Origin of the sequence: Sphingobium limneticum (assembly GCF_008710165.1) — a bacterium.
Lineage (GTDB): Bacteria > Pseudomonadota > Alphaproteobacteria > Sphingomonadales > Sphingomonadaceae > Sphingobium > Sphingobium limneticum.
Genome location: NZ_VYQA01000008.1, coordinates 167,814 through 185,695, shown reverse-complemented (window position 1 = coordinate 185,695; position 17,882 = coordinate 167,814). Strand labels below are relative to the sequence as shown.

The 17,882-nt window shown below is 64.5% G+C and carries 16 protein-coding genes; 13 read left to right on the top strand and 3 right to left on the bottom strand.

Going from position 1 to position 17,882, the window contains the following annotated elements; genetic code table 11:
- Positions 1-70: 70 nt before the first annotated feature.
- Positions 71-943, bottom strand: a complete 873-nt coding sequence (locus tag F4U95_RS12665; protein WP_150425927.1) for a LysR family transcriptional regulator — start codon at positions 941-943, stop codon at positions 71-73.
- A gap of 123 nt (positions 944-1,066) precedes the next feature.
- Between F4U95_RS12665 and scpC the strand changes: the two genes are divergently transcribed.
- Both scpC and F4U95_RS12655 read left to right on the top strand, forming a co-directional pair.
- A complete protein-coding gene (scpC, locus tag F4U95_RS12660) occupies positions 1,067-2,581 on the top strand; it encodes a succinyl-CoA:acetate CoA-transferase ScpC (protein WP_150425926.1) in 1,515 nt (504 codons plus the stop codon).
- Positions 2,582-2,823: 242 nt separating this feature from the next.
- Entirely contained in the window at positions 2,824-3,297 is a 474-nt protein-coding gene (locus F4U95_RS12655; RefSeq protein WP_150425925.1) for a hypothetical protein, read from the top strand.
- Positions 3,298-3,887: 590 nt separating this feature from the next.
- On the opposite strand, the gene F4U95_RS12650 is transcribed toward F4U95_RS12655, so the two are convergent.
- Positions 3,888-4,445 carry a hypothetical protein gene (locus tag F4U95_RS12650; protein WP_150425924.1) on the bottom strand — a complete coding sequence of 186 codons (558 nt, stop codon included), beginning with the start codon at positions 4,443-4,445 and terminating at the stop codon, positions 3,888-3,890.
- A 278-nt stretch (positions 4,446-4,723) separates the two neighbouring features.
- On the opposite strand from F4U95_RS12650, the gene rpsM reads away from it, so the two are divergent.
- The 8 genes from rpsM (at position 4,724) to guaA (ending at position 13,417) form a co-directional block, all read left to right on the top strand.
- On the top strand, positions 4,724-5,092 hold the full coding sequence (gene rpsM, locus F4U95_RS12645; RefSeq protein ID WP_120251014.1) for a 30S ribosomal protein S13: 369 nt from the start codon (positions 4,724-4,726) through the stop codon (positions 5,090-5,092).
- A gap of 76 nt (positions 5,093-5,168) precedes the next feature.
- Entirely contained in the window at positions 5,169-5,558 is a 390-nt protein-coding gene (gene rpsK / locus F4U95_RS12640; protein WP_004208752.1) for a 30S ribosomal protein S11, read from the top strand.
- A gap of 121 nt (positions 5,559-5,679) precedes the next feature.
- Positions 5,680-6,741 carry a DNA-directed RNA polymerase subunit alpha gene (locus tag F4U95_RS12635; RefSeq protein ID WP_120251015.1) on the top strand — a complete coding sequence of 354 codons (1,062 nt, stop codon included), beginning with the start codon at positions 5,680-5,682 and terminating at the stop codon, positions 6,739-6,741.
- A gap of 123 nt (positions 6,742-6,864) precedes the next feature.
- On the top strand, positions 6,865-7,284 hold the full coding sequence (gene rplQ / locus F4U95_RS12630; RefSeq protein WP_120251016.1) for a 50S ribosomal protein L17: 420 nt from the start codon (positions 6,865-6,867) through the stop codon (positions 7,282-7,284).
- Between the two features lie 158 nt (positions 7,285-7,442).
- On the top strand, positions 7,443-9,608 hold the full coding sequence (locus F4U95_RS12625) for a prolyl oligopeptidase family serine peptidase (protein WP_150425923.1): 2,166 nt from the start codon (positions 7,443-7,445) through the stop codon (positions 9,606-9,608).
- A 250-nt stretch (positions 9,609-9,858) separates the two neighbouring features.
- The gene (locus F4U95_RS12620) at positions 9,859-10,500 is read left to right on the top strand and encodes a hypothetical protein (protein WP_211363990.1); all 642 of its coding nucleotides are present in this window, start codon (positions 9,859-9,861) and stop codon (positions 10,498-10,500) included.
- Positions 10,501-10,548: 48 nt separating this feature from the next.
- Positions 10,549-11,772, top strand: coding sequence for a TCR/Tet family MFS transporter (locus F4U95_RS12615; protein ID WP_150425922.1), 1,224 nt, complete (start codon positions 10,549-10,551; stop codon positions 11,770-11,772).
- A gap of 85 nt (positions 11,773-11,857) precedes the next feature.
- Positions 11,858-13,417, top strand: coding sequence for a glutamine-hydrolyzing GMP synthase (gene guaA, locus F4U95_RS12610; RefSeq protein WP_150425921.1), 1,560 nt, complete (start codon positions 11,858-11,860; stop codon positions 13,415-13,417).
- Between the two features lie 175 nt (positions 13,418-13,592).
- Here the strand turns inward: guaA and F4U95_RS12605 are convergent, their stop codons facing one another.
- Entirely contained in the window at positions 13,593-13,859 is a 267-nt protein-coding gene (locus F4U95_RS12605; protein WP_150425920.1) for a DUF6356 family protein, read from the bottom strand.
- 116 nt (positions 13,860-13,975) lie between these two features.
- Between F4U95_RS12605 and F4U95_RS12600 the strand changes: the two genes are divergently transcribed.
- The 3 genes from F4U95_RS12600 to F4U95_RS12590 all read left to right on the top strand — a co-directional run bounded on the left by F4U95_RS12600 (position 13,976) and on the right by F4U95_RS12590 (position 17,874).
- Positions 13,976-15,151, top strand: a complete 1,176-nt coding sequence (locus F4U95_RS12600; RefSeq protein WP_150425919.1) for an aminotransferase — start codon at positions 13,976-13,978, stop codon at positions 15,149-15,151.
- Between the two features lie 97 nt (positions 15,152-15,248).
- Positions 15,249-16,775: a DNA recombination protein RmuC gene (locus F4U95_RS12595; protein WP_150425918.1), complete on the top strand. Its 1,527-nt coding sequence runs from the start codon at positions 15,249-15,251 to the stop codon at positions 16,773-16,775.
- 469 nt (positions 16,776-17,244) lie between these two features.
- Positions 17,245-17,874, top strand: a complete 630-nt coding sequence (locus F4U95_RS12590; protein ID WP_246171586.1) for a nicotinate-nucleotide adenylyltransferase — start codon at positions 17,245-17,247, stop codon at positions 17,872-17,874.
- Positions 17,875-17,882: the final 8 nt, after the last annotated feature.

Below are 17,882 nucleotides of genomic sequence, written 5' to 3'. Positions count from 1 at the left end.
CCTTCACGATAAGGGACCATGATCGCAGAGGATCAAGACGGCGCGATGAACGCAAGTCCAGATTGCCGGTTCATACCGGGAAATGCGCCTTGATGAAGTCCAGCACGATCCGGGCGCGGGGCGGCAGGCGACGGCGCGATGGGTGCACCGCGAAAATATCCAGCGGGGCGATGACGCTGTCCGGCAACACCGGGACCAGTCGCCCCGCAGCCATGTCCCCCGCCACCCGGATCGCCGGCAGCAACGCGATGCCAAGGCCGCTCAACGCCGCACGATGCACCGCCTCGCTATTGTCCGACCGGACCAGCCCCTTCACCAGCCGTTCCCGCCCGTCGATCGTCCAGCGCGCGGGCATGTCGCCATAGGCGTAGGCGATGCACTGATGCCCCGTCAGCGCGTCGGCCGACGCCGGCACGCCATGCGCGGCCAGATAGGCGGGATGCGCCACCAGCCGCCGCGCCAACCGCCCCAGCGGATGCGCGACCAGACTATCGTCGCCGATCGGTCCGACCCGCACCGCCAGGTCCAGCCGGTCCTCCACCACGTCGCGCTGCCAATCGGTCATGGCGCAGTCGATCTGCAAGCCGGGATAGCGCCGCGCCAATTCCCCCAACCGCTCCACATAATGGAGGCCCAGCGCCGTCGTCAGCCCGATCCGTACCAGACCATGCGGCTGGTCCCGCTCCGGCCCGAAATCCGCCTCCGCCAGGTCGAGCGCATCCAGCATGGTCCGGGCATGGACCAGCAGCTGGTCGGCGTCCGCCGTCGGCACCAGCCGCCGGGTCGTGCGATGAAATAGCCGCACGCCAAAATGCGCCTCCACCAGGTCCAGCCGCCGGGCAACGGTCGTGTGGCTGGCATGGATTTCCCTCGCCACGCGCGAAAAGCTGGGTACTTCGACCAGTCGGATAAATGTTCGCAACGCGATCAACAGATCGGACATATGCACGACTCACGCACAAATATTGTGCGGCCGATCCTTATTGTCCCGGGAACCAAAAGGCCACACCTGCATCGCCACGCCCAATTGCTACAGCAACACAACGGGCGGAAGGAGGATGAGAGGATGTCCGTAAACCGTATCGCTCACACCGGGCTGGCCGCCAAAAGCCGGTCCGCCGCAGAGGCCGCCGCGCTGATCCATGACGGCATGACCGTGGGGATGAGCGGCTTTACCGGATCGGGCTATCCCAAGGCGGTGCCGCTGGCGCTGGCCGACCGCATCACCACCGCCCATGCCGCCGGCGATTCCTTTCGCGTAAAGATCTGGACCGGCGCATCGACCGGCCCCGAACTGGACGGCGCATTGGCGAAGGCGGACGGCATCGAATATCGCCTCCCTTACAACAGCGATCCCATCGCCCGCGAACGGATCAACGCCGGGCAGATGCATTATTTCGACATGCATCTGAGCCAGGTCGCGCCGATGGCGTGGCAAGGCTTTCTGGGCGAACTCGACGTCGCTGTCGTGGAAGTCACCGGCATCACCGCCGATGGCGACCTCATCCCCTCCGCCTCGGTCGGCAACAACAAGACCTGGATCGATCGGGCCAAGGGCGTGATCCTGGAGGTCAACAGCTGGCAGAATCCCGCGTTGGAGGGGATGCACGACATTTATTACGGCACCGCCCTGCCGCCCCATCGCCAGCCCATTCCGCTGATCCGCGCCGACCAGCGCATCGGCCAGCCGACCTTCCGCTGCGACCCCGCCAAGGTGATCGCGGTGGTCGAAACCGACGCGCCGGACCGCAACGCCCCCTTCTCCCCGCCGGATGCGACGGCCCATGCGATCGCCGGTCATCTGCTCGATTTCCTCAGCCATGAAGTGCGTCAGGGCCGCCTGCCCGCCTCGCTCCTTCCGCTGCAATCGGGCGTCGGCAATATCGCCAATGCGGTGCTGACCGGCCTGATCGACGCGCCCTTCCACGACATGGTCGCTTACACCGAAGTGATTCAGGACGGCATGCTGGACCTGCTGGATTCCGGCAAGCTGCGCATGGCGAGCGCCACCGCCTTCTCCCTCAGCCCGGAGGCCGCCACCCGGCTCAATGCCGATATGGGCCGCTATCGCGACAAGATGCTGCTGCGCCCGCAGGAGATCAGCAACCATCCCGAACTGGTCCGGCGGCTGGGCTGCATCGCGATGAACGGCCTGATCGAAGCGGACATTTACGGCAACGTCAACAGCACGCACCTGATGGGATCGCGCATTCAGAACGGCATCGGCGGATCGGGCGACTTTGCGCGCAACGCCTATCTGTCGATCTTCATGACCCCCTCGACCGCCAAGGGCGGCAAGATTTCCGCCATCGTGCCGCATTGCAGCCATGTCGATCATATCAATCAGGATGTGCAGGTCATCGTCACCGAACAGGGTATTGCCGACCTGCGCGGCCTCGCCCCGCGCCAGCGCGCGACGCAGATCATCGCCCGCTGCGCCCATCCCGATTACCGGCCGATGCTGGCGGATTATTATGCGCGGGCGCAAAAGGGCAGTTTCGGCCTGCAATCGCCGATGCTGCCGGGCGAAGCATTCGCCTGGCACCAGCGTTACATGGAGACAGGCACGATGCGGGGGTAGGCGCGACGGCAGGTCGGATCGACCATCCCGCCCGCCATCGTATAACCTAAGAAGGAGCGGAGTCGGTGCCCCTCTTACCGGTTCCGGACCGCATCATGCCTGGCGGGCCTGCAAGCGCACATGCAGGCCCGCCTTTTTATATATGGCAGGTCGCACACCGGCGGCACGGCGTACAACATGCTGCATTGCAATCGAAACCAGCGGCCCTAGATTGCCAGCCCTTGACCAGTGGAGGATGCCGGATGATCGCCACCATCTTGCTTGCAATGGTTCAAACGGCCCCTGTCCCGTCCAGAGCATGGAAGGAGCGCAATCAGCCAGACATGCCCGTCCTTCCCCCGTGCGAACCGGGCAATGGCGCAACACTCGTCCATTCGATCAAGGCGCTGCCCGACGCAGTGTCGGCTGAACTGGCCCGCTTCTTTCACGACGGATACGGGATGGCCGACGTTGGTGAGCCCTTCAACAGCACCGACGTCGTTGAAGGCACGGTTCCGCAACGACGATTCATTCGGGCTTATCACAGCGGAAATTACTGGGTGATATGGTATGAACAAGGCGGCATCATCCACGCCTTGCAGACAATAGCGCTGCATCGCGAGAGAAGGCCGGGACAGCGCCCCGCATTTCAGATGGCGCCGGGCACAAGCTTCACCGGCGACCTCTGCATAGCGACAAAAGCCATTATATCGGGCGTTCGAGGCATCAACCCGTAAAGACAAGGCTGAGTCATGCCGCGCGGTCGCCCATTGCCGTGAGGCCGCCTGCCACGCTCCGCCAGACAGGTTGGTGGAATGAAGGCCATTGCCCGGCCCTGCGTTCGCATGCACGACAATTCAGGGACAGCAAGAACGCGTGTCGTCCGCCCCCATCATCTCCACTCTTTTGCACCATGCCCCACGCATGAGAGGGGCCGCCGGGTGCTTGCGCCCCGACGGCCCATCATTGACATGGTCAGCGGCCGGAAGCACCGCCCAAGGAAAACGGTTGATCGCGCTATCGCTCACCCGCAGACACGGCCTGTGTGTCGGCGCTCTTGATGCTTGCAGGTGATGGATCGACGCTAAAGGCGTCGCTCAGCGGCGCGTTTCCCGAATGGACTGAACCGACCCCATTGCTGAACCATGAGACATCGGATCACCTCCTTTCGCTATGTTGAAGCCCGCGTGACCGACTTCGCTTGTAACCTCTGATCGGCCACGAGACGGACTGTGAATCAGACGGGGCGCAGGATCAAGACTTGTAATTTTCTTTTTTCGAATCATACTTTCCCGTCCGCGTTTCGGCCTGAAACGCGCCGCACGGGTCAGCCGCGGCAATCCTCGATCACCCGCGACACCTCGGCCCAGGCGGGCACGATCAGCGCCTCCTGCCCGGCCACCTCGACCGCAAACTTGCCCCGGCTATAGGCAAGCTGATCCAGCACCGTGTCCGATGCCGCGCGGAAGGCGACGGTCTGTGGTACCGCACCGCTCGACACCGCTGCCGGCCAGCTGGTCGCGCCATAGCTGGTGCGCACGATGATCGCGCTCGCGCCGCCAGCGCCGGCACGGGCCAGGCTGACCCGCCGGCTCGCCCGGTCGCAGCGCAGGGTCAGACGCGGATCGGCAGCGCTCGTCCCGAAGACCGCCACGGCGCCTGCCGCTTCTGCGCGATAGCTCCAGTTGCCCAGCGTCGCCGGACGATATTGCCACTCCGTCGTCACAGGTGCGGGCTGGGCCGGCGGCACCGGGGCCGGACCCGGCCGCGCGGGCGCAGGGGTCGGCGCCGGGACCGGACGCGCCGGACCGGAACCGGGACCGACGCAAGACGCCAGCAGCACCAGCGAGGGGAGGAAGACGACAAAAGAGGGAATGGCACGCATCCCCCTTCCATGCCGGACCCCGTCCCCCCACTCAACCGGAAAAGGGGCGAAGCGCCAAACCCTTGCGTCCGGCCGCACGGCAATTGACTATTTTCCACCGAATCGCTAAAGGCCCCCTTCCCCTACATGCGGCGAGCGGCGGTGCTTTTGGCACTGGCCGTCTTTTGTGCGTCTAGGGGTCTTGTAATTGGCCGCTTTTCCTCGCCAGGGAAATCCGGCTCGGACGCTTTGAGATAGGGTAGCGCAAGCCGCCCTGTGGAGCAGGAGAAACTATTACCATGGCACGTATTGCGGGTGTAAATATCCCGACCAACAAGCGCGTGATCATCGCGCTCACCTACATTCACGGTATCGGTCGCAAGACGGCCGTCGATATCGCCGACAAGCTGGGCATCGACCACAGCCGTCGCGTGCAGGATCTTTCGGACGCCGAAGTGCTCCAGATCCGTGAAACGATCGACGCCGACCTGACCGTGGAAGGCGATCTGCGTCGCGACACCGCGATGAACATCAAGCGCCTGATGGATCTGGCCTGCTATCGCGGCCTGCGTCATCGCAAGGGCCTGCCGGTCCGCGGTCAGCGCACGCACACCAATGCGCGCACCCGCAAGGGCAAGGCGAAGCCGATCGCTGGCAAGAAGAAGTAATCGTTGAGGGTCATCGCTTCGGCATGACCCTCCGACGACTTCTACTTTTGAACGATTTCAGTAGGATAAGAGCAAAATGGCACGCGAACCCCAGCGCATTAAGCGCCGCGAACGCAAAAACATCTCGGCCGGCGTCGCGCACGTCAACGCCAGCTTCAACAACACCATGGTGACCATCACCGACGCACAGGGCAACGCGATTTCGTGGTCCTCGGCCGGCATGATGGGCTTCAAGGGCAGCCGCAAGTCGACCCCGTACGCCGCTCAGGTGTGCGCCGAAGACGCCGGCCGCAAGGCCGCCGAACATGGCGTCCGTACCCTGGAAGTCGAAGTCAAGGGTCCGGGTTCGGGCCGTGAATCGGCTCTGCGCGCGCTGCAGGCCGTTGGCTTCCACATCACCTCGATCCGCGACGTCACGCCGATCCCGCACAATGGCGTGCGTCCGTCCAAGCGTCGCCGCGTCTAAACGCAGCGCTGCATGACATGCGGGCGGCGGACGCGTCGCCCGTTTACCCGTTTGCATCGCCGAAACGTCCTGTCGGGTGCAGGATTTCACAAGCGTTTCGGCCCATCCCCAGGGGAAATACATGACTGTCAACATGAAGAACTGGCAGGAATTGAAGAAGCCCAGCAGCCTTGAGATCAAGGCGTCGGGCGACGGCAAGCGTAAGGCGACCTTCGTTGCCGAACCGCTGGAGCGCGGCTTCGGCCTGACGCTCGGCAACGCGCTGCGTCGGGTTCTTCTGTCCTCGCTTCAGGGCGCGGCGGTCACCTCGATCAAGATCGAGAACGTCCTGCACGAATTCTCGTCGCTCGCCGGCGTGCGTGAAGACGTCACCGACATCGTCCTGAACATCAAGCAGGTCGCGCTGCGCATGGAAGGCGAAGGCCCCAAGCGTCTTCAGCTGTCCGCCACCGGCCCGGCCGTGGTCAAGGCTGGCGACATCAGCGTTGTCGGCGACATCGAAGTGATGAACCCGGACCTGATCATCTGCCATCTGGACCAGGGCGCGACGCTCAACATGGAACTGACCGCTGACGTCGGCAAGGGCTATGTCCCCGCCGTCGCCAACCGTCCGGCAGACGCACCGATCGGCCTTATCCCGATCGACGCGCTCTACTCGCCGGTCCGCCAGGTCGCCTACAAGGTGGACAACACCCGCGTCGGCCAGGAACTGGACTATGACAAGCTGTCGCTGACGCTCGAAACCGACGGCACCGTGACGCCGGAAGATGCAGTGGCCTATGCCGCCCGCATCCTTCAGGACCAGCTCCAGCTGTTCGTCCACTTCGAAGACGCGCTGCCTGCCGCCGCTCCTGCTGCGGGTCACACCGCCGCCGCCGCGTCGGAAGGCGAAAGCGACACGAACCAGATCAACCGCTATCTTCTCAAGAAGGTGGACGAACTGGAACTGTCGGTCCGCTCGGCCAACTGCCTCAAGAACGACAACATCATCTATATCGGCGATCTGGTCCAGAAGACCGAAGCCGAGATGCTGCGCACCCCCAATTTCGGCCGCAAGTCGCTGAACGAAATCAAGGAAGTGCTGTCGTCCATGGGCCTGCGCCTGGGCATGGACATCCCCGGCTGGCCGCCGGAGAATATCGAAGAAATGGCCAAGAAGCTCGAACAAGAGCTGCTGGGCTAAAAAGGTACGGGGCCGGGACAGATGTTCCGGCCCGGTTCCTTGATGGGGCACGGGGCGGTCCCCGCAAACACCGCCTGGTCTGGGGTACCTCAAACGGCCCCTTAACGAACGAAGGAATGAAACATGCGTCATAAAGTTGGTCATCGTAAGCTTCAGCGCAGCACCGGTCATCGTACCGCCCTGCTTCGCAACCTCGCCGCCTCGCTGATCAAGCATGAGCAGATCCTGACCGGCACTGCCAAGGCCAAGGAACTGCGTCCCTACGTCGAAAAGCTGATCACCCTCGCCAAAAAGGGTGGCCTGTCCAACCGTCGTCTGGCCGACGCCCGCCTGAAGGACGACGCACAGCTGATCAAGCTGTTCGACATCCTGGCCGAGCGTTACAAGGACCGCAACGGCGGCTATACCCGCGTGATCAAGGCCGGTTTCCGCGCCTCGGACGCGGCGCCGATGGCGATCATCGAGCTGGTCGACCGCGACGTCGATGCCAAGGGCCAGGACTCCGGTCCGGTCTTCAGCAGCGACGAGCTGGAAGAAGCCTGATCTAACCGGTCCTGTTCTGCAGGACCGGAGCATTCTGAAGTCGGCTGGAACAGCCAACGGCTCGCAGAATGCGAAAAGGACTAATGCTTTACCGACAGGCCGTGGCTCTCTAGGAGCCACGGCCTGTTGTCGTTTGGAAAGAAGAGTCGAAAGAGAGGATGCGCGCCGCTGCCCTGATCCTGCCGCTGCTGCTTGCGGCGGTCCCTGCGCTTGCCGGGCCGGAGGGCGCCGCCATCGATGCGGGCGACGCGACGCTACGCTACCCCGTCACGAAACGGCTGGACCTGGTCGAGGATCATTTCGGCGTGAAGGTCGCCGATCCCTATCGCTGGCTGGAAAACGACCTGCGCGCCGATCCTGCGGTCCGCGACTGGGTCGATCGGGAAAACAGCCTCACCCGCCGCTATCTGGACGACCTGCCCGGTCGCGACGCGCTCAAGGGCCGGATACAGGCGCTGCTGTCGCATGGCCGCTTCACCGTCCCGCGCAAGGCCGGCGGCCGCTATTTCTACGGCTATAACCGGGGCCTGGAAAACCAGACCCCGCTCTATGTCCGCGAAGGGCTGGCCGGCAAACAACGGCTGCTGCTCGACCCCAATGGCTGGGCGAAGGACGGCGCCAGCGCGCTTGCCGAATGGGTGCCCTCCCCCGATGGCCGCACTCTCGCCTATGCCGTGCAAGAGGCGGGCAGCGACTGGCGCACGCTCCAACTGATCGACGTCGACAGCGGCAAGCCGCTGGACGACCGGGTCGAGTGGGTGAAATTCTCCCAGATCGCCTGGGACGGCCGGGCAGAGGGCTTCTTCTACTCCCGCTTCGCCGCGCCGCAGGATGGCGAGGCCTATCAATCGGCGAACCAGAACCAGCAGCTCTATTACCACCGCGTCGGCACGGATCAGGCGCAGGACCAGCTGATCTACGACACGCCCGACCGCCCCGCACTCAGCCATCAGGCGCAGGTGACGAGCGACGGCCGCTGGCTGCTGATCAGCAGCTTCCAGGGCATAGATCCACGCCGCGAACTCCATGTCGCCGAACTGACCGGCGGCCCGGTCAAGCCGCGCCTGCTGGTCAAGGGCCCGGCCCATGACTGGCGCCTGATCGGCAGCCGGGGCGCCAGCCTCTATTTCCTGACCGACGATCATGCCGCCCATATGCGGGTGGTGACGCTGGACGCTACCCGCCCACGCAGTCGGCCCAAGGAAGTGGTCGGCGAGCGCCCCGAAACGCTGGCCGGCGGCTCGCTGGTCGGCAACCGCATGATCCTGGCCTATATGAGCGATGCGCAAACCGTCGCCGAACTGGTCGAGCTGGACGGGCGCAAGGTGACGGACGTGCCGCTCCCCGGCATGGGCACGGCGGCCGGCTTTGGCGGGCGGGATGGCGATCCCGAAACCTTTTTCAGCTTCTCCGGCTTCGTCACCCCGGCCAGCATCTATCGCTTCGACACGACCAGCCTGAAGAGCGAGTTGTTCGCCCAGCCAGACCTGCCCTTCAACCCGGACGATTTCGGCGTCGAACAGCGGCTCTACCCGTCCAGGGACGGCACGCTGATCCCGATGACGGTCATCCGGCGCAAGACGCTGGCCGACAGCGCCATCGCCGCGCCGACCATCCTCTACGGCTATGGCGGCTTCAACATCAGCCTCACGCCCGGCTATTCGGCCACGCGCATGGCCTGGCTGGAACAGGGCGGCGTCTATGCCATCGCCAATCTTCGCGGCGGCGGCGAATATGGCAAGGCCTGGCATGAGGCCGGACGCGGCGCGAACAAGCAGAATGTGTTCGACGATTTCATCGCGGCGGCCGAATATCTGAAGGCCAATGGCTTCACGACCAAGGACGGCCTTGCGATCGAGGGGCGCTCCAATGGCGGCCTTCTGGTCGGCGCGGTCGTCAACCAGCGCCCCGACCTGTTCGCCGCCGCCCTGCCGGCCGTGGGCGTCATGGACATGCTGCGCTTCGATCGCTTCACGGCGGGCCGCTACTGGGTCGACGACTATGGATCGCCCGAAAAAGCGACCGATTTCCCGCTGCTCTACGGCTACTCCCCCTATCACAACATCTTGGGCGGCAAGGCCTATCCCGCCATCCTCGTCTCCACCGCCGACACCGACGACCGGGTGGTCCCCGCCCATAGCTTCAAATATGCCGCCGCGCTCCAGGCCGCCGACCTCGGCGCCCGCCCCCGCCTGCTCCGCGTCGAAACCCGCGCCGGCCATGGCTCCGGCAAGCCGGTCGACAAGCTGATCGAGGAATATGCCGACAGCTACAGCTTAGCGGCTTACTTCACGGGACTGAAGATCAGGGCAAAACCGAACTGATGATCCTCCCCTGCGAGGGAAAGTGTATCATATCAGCAAGCAATGACGTGAACTTAGGGCTTTGCGTTCCCCGGCGCAGGCCGGGGTCCAGTTCTACGCCCTGAGCTGGACCCCGGCCTGCGCCGGGGAACGCTCCATATCAATTAGCTTCATGGCGATTTGCCATTGGGCATCATGCAATGCTCCCCCGTTCACCCTCCCGACAGCCTACCTCGTCTATGCCTCTCTTCATCGCAGGAGGCGTAGGACAATGATCGGACCCAAGACCCGCTGGATGACAGGCGCAATGGTCGGCGCAGGACTGCTGCTGGGTAGCGTCAGCGCGGCCGAGGCCCGCCCGCGCTATGGTTATGGTGGGGGTTACGGCAATGGCTGGGGCCATCAGGGCGGCTGGGACCGGCATCATCGGCGCGGCGACGGATTCGGCGTGGGCGATGCGATCGGCGTCGCCGCCATCATCGGCGCGGTCGCCATCGTCGCCAATTCCATGTCGAAGGACAAGAAGGTCCGCGATCCCAACACCGGCGGCGAATATGACGCACCCCCACCCCGCACCGGCACCGACTATGGCAGCGACGTCCGCAACGACCCGCGCCCGCGAGACGACGCCGACTTCTCCGACGTGGCGGGCACCAACGGCCCCGACGACGCCATGACCGACGCCTGCGCCGTTGCCGCCCGCGACGAAGCGGAACAGGACCATGGCGGCTATGCCGAAGTGCGCCACATGGAAACGCCCATCGCCACGGCGGACGGCTATAATATTGACGGCTATGTCGAAAGCCGCACCAGCTATCGCGCCAATGACGGCACCAGCCGCCGCTTCACCTGCGCCATGAAGAACGGCCGCGTGGCGAACGTCTACATCAGCCGCGATCTGGTGGCACGGTAACACGCATCCCGCTTGGCATGGCGGTCATGGCCGGTTAGGCCAACCGCCATGACCGCACCTGCCTCCCCGCGTCGCACCGCTGCGATCATCTTCATCCTCATCACGGCGCTGCTCGACGTCATGTCGATGGGGATCGTCATCCCGGTCCTGCCGCAGCTCATCGAGACGCTGTCCGGCTCGGATGCTGCGGCGGGTATGTGGAATGGTCTTTTCGTCGCGCTCTGGGCGGGCATGCAATTCATCTGCTCACCCCTGATCGGTTCCCTGTCCGACCGGTTCGGCCGCCGTCCGGTGATCCTCATCTCCGTCGCCGGCCTCGCGCTTGACTATGTGCTGATGGCGCTGGCGCCCAATCTCTGGTGGCTGGCATTGGGCCGCATCCTGGCGGGCGTCACCTCGTCCAGCTTCACCTCCACCTTCGCCTATATGGCCGACATCACCCCGCCGGAGGGCCGGGCGAAGGGCTATGGCCTGATCGGCGCGGCCTTCAGCGCCGGCTTCGTCGCCGGACCGCTGATCGGCGGTCTGCTCGGCGAAATATCGCACCGCGCGCCCTTCTGGGCTGCTGCCGCCCTCTCCGCCCTTGCCTTCCTCTATGGCCTCATCGTGCTGCCCGAATCGCTCAGCATCGAAAAGCGCATGGCCTTCAGCTGGCGCCGCGCCAATCCGTTCGGGGCGCTCAAGCTGCTGCAATCCCACCCGGAACTCTCCAGCCTCGCGGTCGGCAATTTCCTGCTCTATTTCGCCCATCATATCTTTTCGGCCATCTTCGTCCTCTATGCCGGCGACCGCTACGGCTGGAGCGCATGGCAGGTGGGCAGCCTGCTCGCGCTGGTCGGCCTGCTCGACATGGGGGTGCAGGGGTTGCTGGTCGGCCCGGTGGTCAAGCGGCTGGGCGATCGCACCACCATGGTCGTGGGCCTGTGCTTCGGCGCGATCGGCATCGCATCCATGGGCCTTGCCGCCACCGCCACGCTTTTCATCGCCGCCATCTTCCCCAACGCGCTCTGGGGCCTGGCCATGCCGACCATCCAGTCGCTGATGACACGCCATGTCTCCGAATCCGAACAGGGCCAGTTGCAGGGCGCGAACAACAGCGTCGGCGCGATCGCCGGGGTCATTTCCCCGCTCTTCTTCGGCGCAATCTATTCGCTGTCCGTCGGCCCCAAGCCGACCCTGCCCTATATCGGCACCGCTTTCCTGATCGCGGCCGCCATCCTGGCCGGCGCGGCGCTGATCGGCTGGCGGGCGGGGCGCCAATTCCAATCATAGCGTTTCAAGGCATAACTGGACATATGGGGACGGGGCCTCTAACCGGGCGCGAATCCCTTCCCACGCTCGATATAAAGGCGATTCGATGACGCTGCCCCTTCAGGATTCCATCCTCATCGTGGACTTCGGCAGCCAGGTGACTCAGCTCATCGCCCGGCGCGTCCGCGAAGCCGGCGTCTATTCCGAGATCGCCCCCTTCAACGCCGCGGCCGAAGCATTCGAGCGCATGAAGCCCAAGGGCATCATCCTCTCTGGCGGCCCTTCTTCGGTCATGTGGGAGGACAGCCCCCGCGCGCCGCAGCATTTCTTCGACGCGGGCATTCCGATCCTTGGCATCTGCTACGGCCAGCAGACGATGATGCAGCAGCTGGGCGGCAATGTCGAAGGCGGCGAGAGCGGCGAATTCGGCCGTGCCTTCATTGAGGTGAAGAAGGATTGCGCCCTGTTCGACGGCCTGTGGACCAGCGGTGAAAATCACCAGGTCTGGATGAGCCATGGCGACAAGGTGACGCAGCTGGCCCCCGGTTTCGAGGTCGTTGCGACCAGCGAAGGCGCGCCCTATGCCATCACCGCGAACGAAGCCAAGCGCTTCTACGCCACCCAATTCCATCCCGAAGTCGTCCACACGCCCGACGGCGCCAAGCTGCTCGCCAATTTCGTCCGCCATGTCTGTGGTCTGGCCGGCGACTGGACCATGGCCGAATTCCGCGCGACCAAGATCGCCGAAATCCGCGCGCAGGTGGGCGAAGGCCGGGTGATCTGCGGCCTGTCGGGTGGCGTCGATTCCGCCGTGGCCGCCGTCCTCATCCACGAAGCGATCGGCGATCAGCTGACTTGCGTGTTCGTCGACCATGGCCTGATGCGCCTGGGCGAAGCCGAGCAGGTGGTCAGCCTGTTCCGCGAACATTATGGCATCAAGCTGGTCCATGTGAACGCAGAGGACCGCTTCCTGGGCGGCCTCGCCGGCCTCACCGACCCGGAAAAGAAGCGCAAGTTCATCGGCGGCGAATTCATCGCCGTGTTCGAGGAGGAAGCCGCCAAGATCGGCGGCGCCGATTATCTGGCGCAGGGCACCCTCTATCCCGACGTCATCGAATCGGTCAGCTTCACCGGCGGGCCTTCGGTGACGATCAAGTCGCACCATAATGTCGGCGGCCTGCCCGAACGCATGAACATGAAGCTGGTCGAACCCTTACGCGAATTGTTCAAGGACGAAGTGCGCGTGCTGGGCAAGGAACTGGGCCTGCCCGACATCTTCGTCGGTCGCCACCCTTTCCCCGGACCCGGCCTCGCCATCCGCATCCCCGGTGAAGTGACCAAGGAACGCTGCGACATCCTGCGCAAGGCGGACTTCATCTATCTGGAGGAAATCCGCAACGCGGGCCTCTACGACGCGATCTGGCAGGCGTTTGCGGTTCTGCTCCCGGTCCGTACCGTGGGCGTGATGGGCGATCATCGCACCTATGACAGCGTCTGCGCCGTGCGCGCCGTCACCTCCACCGACGGCATGACCGCCGACATCTACCCGTTCGACGCCGCCTTCCTCAGCCGCGTCGCGACCCGCATCATCAATGAGGTGAAGGGCATCAACCGCGTGGTGTATGATTACACGTCGAAGCCGCCCGGCACGATCGAGTGGGAATAAAGCCGAAATAGCGAATGTCCGGGGGACATTCGCCGGCTTTATTCGGTCGCGTAAGCGACCGCGGGTATCGGATCAAATCGCCGTCCGGACAACGGTCATCCGGTTTATGCGGCCGCGCAAGCGGTCGCAACCCCAAGAAAAAAGCCGCCCCACAGGGCGGCTTTTTTCTTGCCCCTCAAATCTCATATTCCGGGCGCCATTGCGGGCTGAGATAGGCGGGCTTCTGCTCTTCCAGATCCGGCTGCCGCTCGCGCATCTCGCCATAGAGGCGCTTGACCATGCCGCTCCCGGTCCGCGTGAACAGCGCCGGCACTATGCCATGGATCATGCAGGCCAGCCCCGACCGCACCATCAGAAAGCCGAAGCGCATCGCCACGCCCATATGCTGGGGATAGCTTTCTCCCACGTCGCGGGGGTGCTTCAAGAATAGGCGACCGATCATCACAAACCTCTTCCTATCGGATCAACGCCCTTATCCGCCCATTGGTCCCTCCGTCATGCCTTATCATGAGGGATCATCGCTTGACCCGCCTCCCTCCATCGGGAACATCCCGACGCATGACCGACGCGCATTCCATTGGCCATCCCGTCTACCGGGACATGCCGACCACCATTTTCGAAAAAATGTCCGCCCGCGCGCGGGAAACGGGCGCGATCAATCTGGGACAGGGTTTCCCCGAAGGCCCCGGCCCGCGCGACGTGTTGCAAGCCGCCGCCGCCGCGCTGCTGAATCAATCCAGCCAATATCCGCCCATGCCGGGCCTTATCGAACTGCGCACCGCGCTCGCCGGTCATTATGCCCGCCATCAGGGGCTCAACCTCAGCCCGCAGGACATCATCGTCACCTCCGGCGCGACCGAGGCCCTGTCCGCCAGCCTGCTCGCACTGGTCCGGCCGGGTGACGAGGTGCTGATGCTCGCCCCGCTCTACGACGCCTATGTCCCATTGGTGGAGCGCGCAGGCGGCATCCCGAAAATCGTCACGCTGACGGCGCCCGAATGGCATATCACCCGTGCCGCACTGGAGGCGGCCATCACGCCGCGCACCCGCATCCTGCTGATCAACAACCCGGTCAATCCGACCGGCGTCGTCATGCGGCCGACAGAACTGGCGCTGCTCGCCGACCTGTGCGTCGCCCACGACCTGACCGCCATCTGCGACGAGGTGTGGGAGGAAACCGTCTATGACGGCCAGCCCCATCGCCCGCTGATCGGCTTTCCCGGCATGCGCGACCGCACGGTCAAGATCGGCTCGGCGGGGAAGATCTTCTCGGTCACCGGCTGGAAGGTCGGCTGGATGTGCGCCGCGCCCGCGCTCGCCACCCTGCTCGCCCGCGCGCATCAATATCTGACCTTCACCACCCCGCCCAACCTGCAATGGGCGGTGGCGGAGGGGCTTGGCTGGCCCGACGACTGGCTGGTGGACCAGCGCGCCACCTATCAGGCCTCGCGCGACCGGCTGGCGGCTGGCCTCGAAAAGGCCGGCTATGCCGTCCTGTCCAGCGGCGCGACCTGGTTCCTTTCCATCGATCTGCCGGCATCCGGCATCGCATTGGACGACGTCAGCTTCTGCGAGCGGCTCATCGACGAAGCCGGGGTTGCGGCCATCCCCCTTTCCGCCTTCTACCCGACCGATCCGGCCACCCATCTCGTCCGCCTCTGCTTTGCCAAGACGGACGCGACGCTGGATCGGGCGATCGAACGACTGGCCGCCTTCCGCGCCACGCTGGGCTGACGCAAAGGCCGCGATTTGACTGTCCAACGCGCCGTCTCTCTTGCGGCCTTCGCCAGCGCCCGCTAGGTTCCCGTTTCGTTCCAGACAAGGATATACAATGGACAGCCTGGCCGCCCTTCTGATCGTCATCGCCCTGCTGATCGGCCTCGCCGTCGGCTGGCTGCTCCGGGGCAAGGCGCTTGCCCCGCTGGCCGCCGAAAAGGCGGACCTCGCCGGCAAGCTGGACCTCGCCACCAGCCAGCGTAACGGCGCGATCGCCGAACTGGCGGTCGAACAGGAGCGCGTCCATCAGGCCACCACCCAGATCGCCCGGCTCGAAACCGCCCAGCAGGCCGCCGACCAGCGGCTGGACGCGATCCAGATCGCCGCCACGCAAAAGCATGAAGCGCTGCAAGCCGCCGCCGCCCAGCGCATCGACTCCATTCAGGCCGACCGCGAGGCGGCGCTGCGCGAACTGGCCGCGCTCAAATCCGACACCCAGGCCCGCACCCAGGCCTTCGAGCAGCAGATCGCCGCGCTCAGGGACGCCAAGGAACAGCTTTCCGCCCAGTTCAGCGAGATTGGCGGCAAGCTGCTGGATCAGGCCCAAACCCAGTTCCTCACCCGCGCCGACCAGCGCTTCGCCCAGGCAAACGAGAAGAGCGAAGCGCAATTGAAGACGCTGCTCAACCCGGTGGAAACCACCCTCAAACGCTATGAGGAGGGCCTTGCCCGCGTCGAGAAGGATCGCGTCGGCAGCTATGCCGAACTGCGCGAAGCGGTGCAGCAGGTCCATCTGGGCCAGGGTCAGGTGCGTGAGGAAACCGCCAAGCTGGTCAACGCCCTGCGCGCCGCGCCCAAGACCCGCGGCCGCTGGGGCGAGCAGCAGTTCAAGAATCTGATCGAAACCGCCGGCCTCTCTCCCTTCGTGGATTTCAAGGAGGAAGTGTCGGTCGCCGTGGAGGCCAATGGCTCTGAAACCCGGATGCGGCCCGATTTCGTCATCAACCTGCCGGGCGACCAGCAGATGGTGGTGGACGTCAAATGCTCGCTCGTTGCCTATCTGAACGCCGTGGATCAGGTCGACCCCGCGCTGCGCGACGCGCATATGCTCGACCATGCCCGCGCCATGCGCACCCATGCCGACGCGCTGGGGCGCAAGGCCTATTGGGAGCAGTTCGACAAGGCGCCCGACTTCGTCATCATGTATGTGCCGGGCGACAATTTCGTCACCGCCGCTTTGGAAGCGGACATGGACCTGTGGGAGCGCGCGGCCAAAAATCGCGTCATCATCTGCGGCCCCGCCACTTTCCTCCCCCTCGCCCGCACGCTGGCGGGCCATTGGCGTCAGGCCAAGATGCAGGAACAGGCGCAGCAGGTCGGCCAATTGGGCAAGGAACTATATGAACGCCTGTCCGTCGCCGCGACCCATTTGAAGCGCCTCGGTTCCGGTCTCAACAGCGCCGTTTCCAATTATAACAGCTTCATCGGCAGCTTCGAAAGCCGCGTCCTGTCCACCGGCCGCAAATTCCGCGACCTCGACATCGAAACCGGCGGCAAGGAGATCGAGGCGATGGAGCCGCTCGACGTCCTCGCCCGCGACGCGCAGGCCGATGAGGCCAAGGCGCTGCCGGCGGCCGAATAAATAAAGCAGGAACAAGCCTCTCCGCCCCGCGTATCTTATGCAGAAGCGACGCAGCGCATCGCAGTCGCGGGCCGGAGAGTGTTATGTGGAAGGCTATATTATTCCGTCGCCCATTGCGGCGGCACGAAGACAGGACGGAGAAGATCGCACCGTCTCGCAAGGCGCCATCCGTCGCCGACGGTCCCTTTGCCGATCTGATGGAGAAGTTGGACCGCATTCCCTATCGGCGCCAATGGAAACGCGCGCCGGGGCATTGAGTGGCACCACGCTGTCCTATTCCCACCTTCCATGATAGCAGGATTGTGGCCCCGAGGCGGGTGCCTTTCACGTAAGATAATGTCCTACTTCGCTTCGTAAATGTCGCAATTAGCGGGAAATGTGCGAAGTTAAGCGCGCTTTTCCTATCGCCCACACCCCGCTTCAACCGCGGCCCATTGCCGCCCAGCCTTCGCGCTGGCATGGCAGACCCATGAAAAAGATCGGCCTGCTCGGCGGCTCCTTCAACCCGGCCCATGGCGGCCATCGCGCCATTTCCCTCTTTGCCAAGGAAGCCCTCGGCCTCGACGAAGTGTGGTGGCTCGTGTCCCCCGGGAACCCGCTCAAGCCCACCAAAGGCATGGCCCCGCTCCCCGCACGCCTCGTGCAAGCTCAGCATATCGCCCGCCGCGCTCCGATTCGCGCCACCGCGATCGAGCGCCACCTGCGCACCCGCTACACCGTCGACACCCTCCGCGCGCTGACCCTGCGCTACCCCCGCAACCGCTTCATCTGGCTGATGGGCGCCGATAATCTGGCGCAATTTGGCCAATGGCGCGATTGGCGCGGCATCGCCCGGCAAATGCCCATTGCCGTTATCGCCCGTCCGGGCTATGATAGCGTCGCCCGTGGCTCTGTGGCCATGAGCTGGCTGCGGCGCTTCGTCCGGTCCGCGCGCCAGAGTGCAGACTGGACGAATTGGAGACCACCGGCGCTCGTGCTATTGCGCTTTCGCCCTGATCCAAGATCGGCGACCCTGTTGCGGCAGGCGGACCCCCTCTGGCATCGCGAATATGAAGCAACGTGTGCGCGCGATCCGCTCACGCGTCGGTACGTCATCTAGATTGGAGT

Excerpts from the sequence above, each read along its gene's own strand:
- F4U95_RS12635 (WP_120251015.1), top strand. The coding sequence starts at position 5,680 with ATGACTGTCAACATGAAGAACTGGCAGGAATTGAAGAAGCCCAGCAGC.
- rpsK (WP_004208752.1), top strand. The coding sequence starts at position 5,169 with ATGGCACGCGAACCCCAGCGCATTAAGCGCCGCGAACGCAAAAACATC.
- F4U95_RS12655 (WP_150425925.1), top strand. The coding sequence starts at position 2,824 with ATGATCGCCACCATCTTGCTTGCAATGGTTCAAACGGCCCCTGTCCCG.
- F4U95_RS12595 (WP_150425918.1), top strand. The coding sequence starts at position 15,249 with ATGGACAGCCTGGCCGCCCTTCTGATCGTCATCGCCCTGCTGATCGGC.
- guaA (WP_150425921.1), top strand. The coding sequence starts at position 11,858 with ATGACGCTGCCCCTTCAGGATTCCATCCTCATCGTGGACTTCGGCAGC.
- scpC (WP_150425926.1), top strand. The coding sequence starts at position 1,067 with ATGTCCGTAAACCGTATCGCTCACACCGGGCTGGCCGCCAAAAGCCGG.
- F4U95_RS12650 (WP_150425924.1), bottom strand. The coding sequence starts at position 4,445 with ATGCGTGCCATTCCCTCTTTTGTCGTCTTCCTCCCCTCGCTGGTGCTG.
- F4U95_RS12590 (WP_246171586.1), top strand. The coding sequence starts at position 17,245 with ATGAAAAAGATCGGCCTGCTCGGCGGCTCCTTCAACCCGGCCCATGGC.
- rplQ (WP_120251016.1), top strand. The coding sequence starts at position 6,865 with ATGCGTCATAAAGTTGGTCATCGTAAGCTTCAGCGCAGCACCGGTCAT.
- rpsM (WP_120251014.1), top strand. The coding sequence starts at position 4,724 with ATGGCACGTATTGCGGGTGTAAATATCCCGACCAACAAGCGCGTGATC.
- F4U95_RS12665 (WP_150425927.1), bottom strand. The coding sequence starts at position 943 with ATGTCCGATCTGTTGATCGCGTTGCGAACATTTATCCGACTGGTCGAA.
- F4U95_RS12600 (WP_150425919.1), top strand. The coding sequence starts at position 13,976 with ATGACCGACGCGCATTCCATTGGCCATCCCGTCTACCGGGACATGCCG.
- F4U95_RS12615 (WP_150425922.1), top strand. The coding sequence starts at position 10,549 with ATGACCGCACCTGCCTCCCCGCGTCGCACCGCTGCGATCATCTTCATC.
- F4U95_RS12620 (WP_211363990.1), top strand. The coding sequence starts at position 9,859 with ATGATCGGACCCAAGACCCGCTGGATGACAGGCGCAATGGTCGGCGCA.
- F4U95_RS12625 (WP_150425923.1), top strand. The coding sequence starts at position 7,443 with ATGCGCGCCGCTGCCCTGATCCTGCCGCTGCTGCTTGCGGCGGTCCCT.
- F4U95_RS12605 (WP_150425920.1), bottom strand. The coding sequence starts at position 13,859 with ATGATCGGTCGCCTATTCTTGAAGCACCCCCGCGACGTGGGAGAAAGC.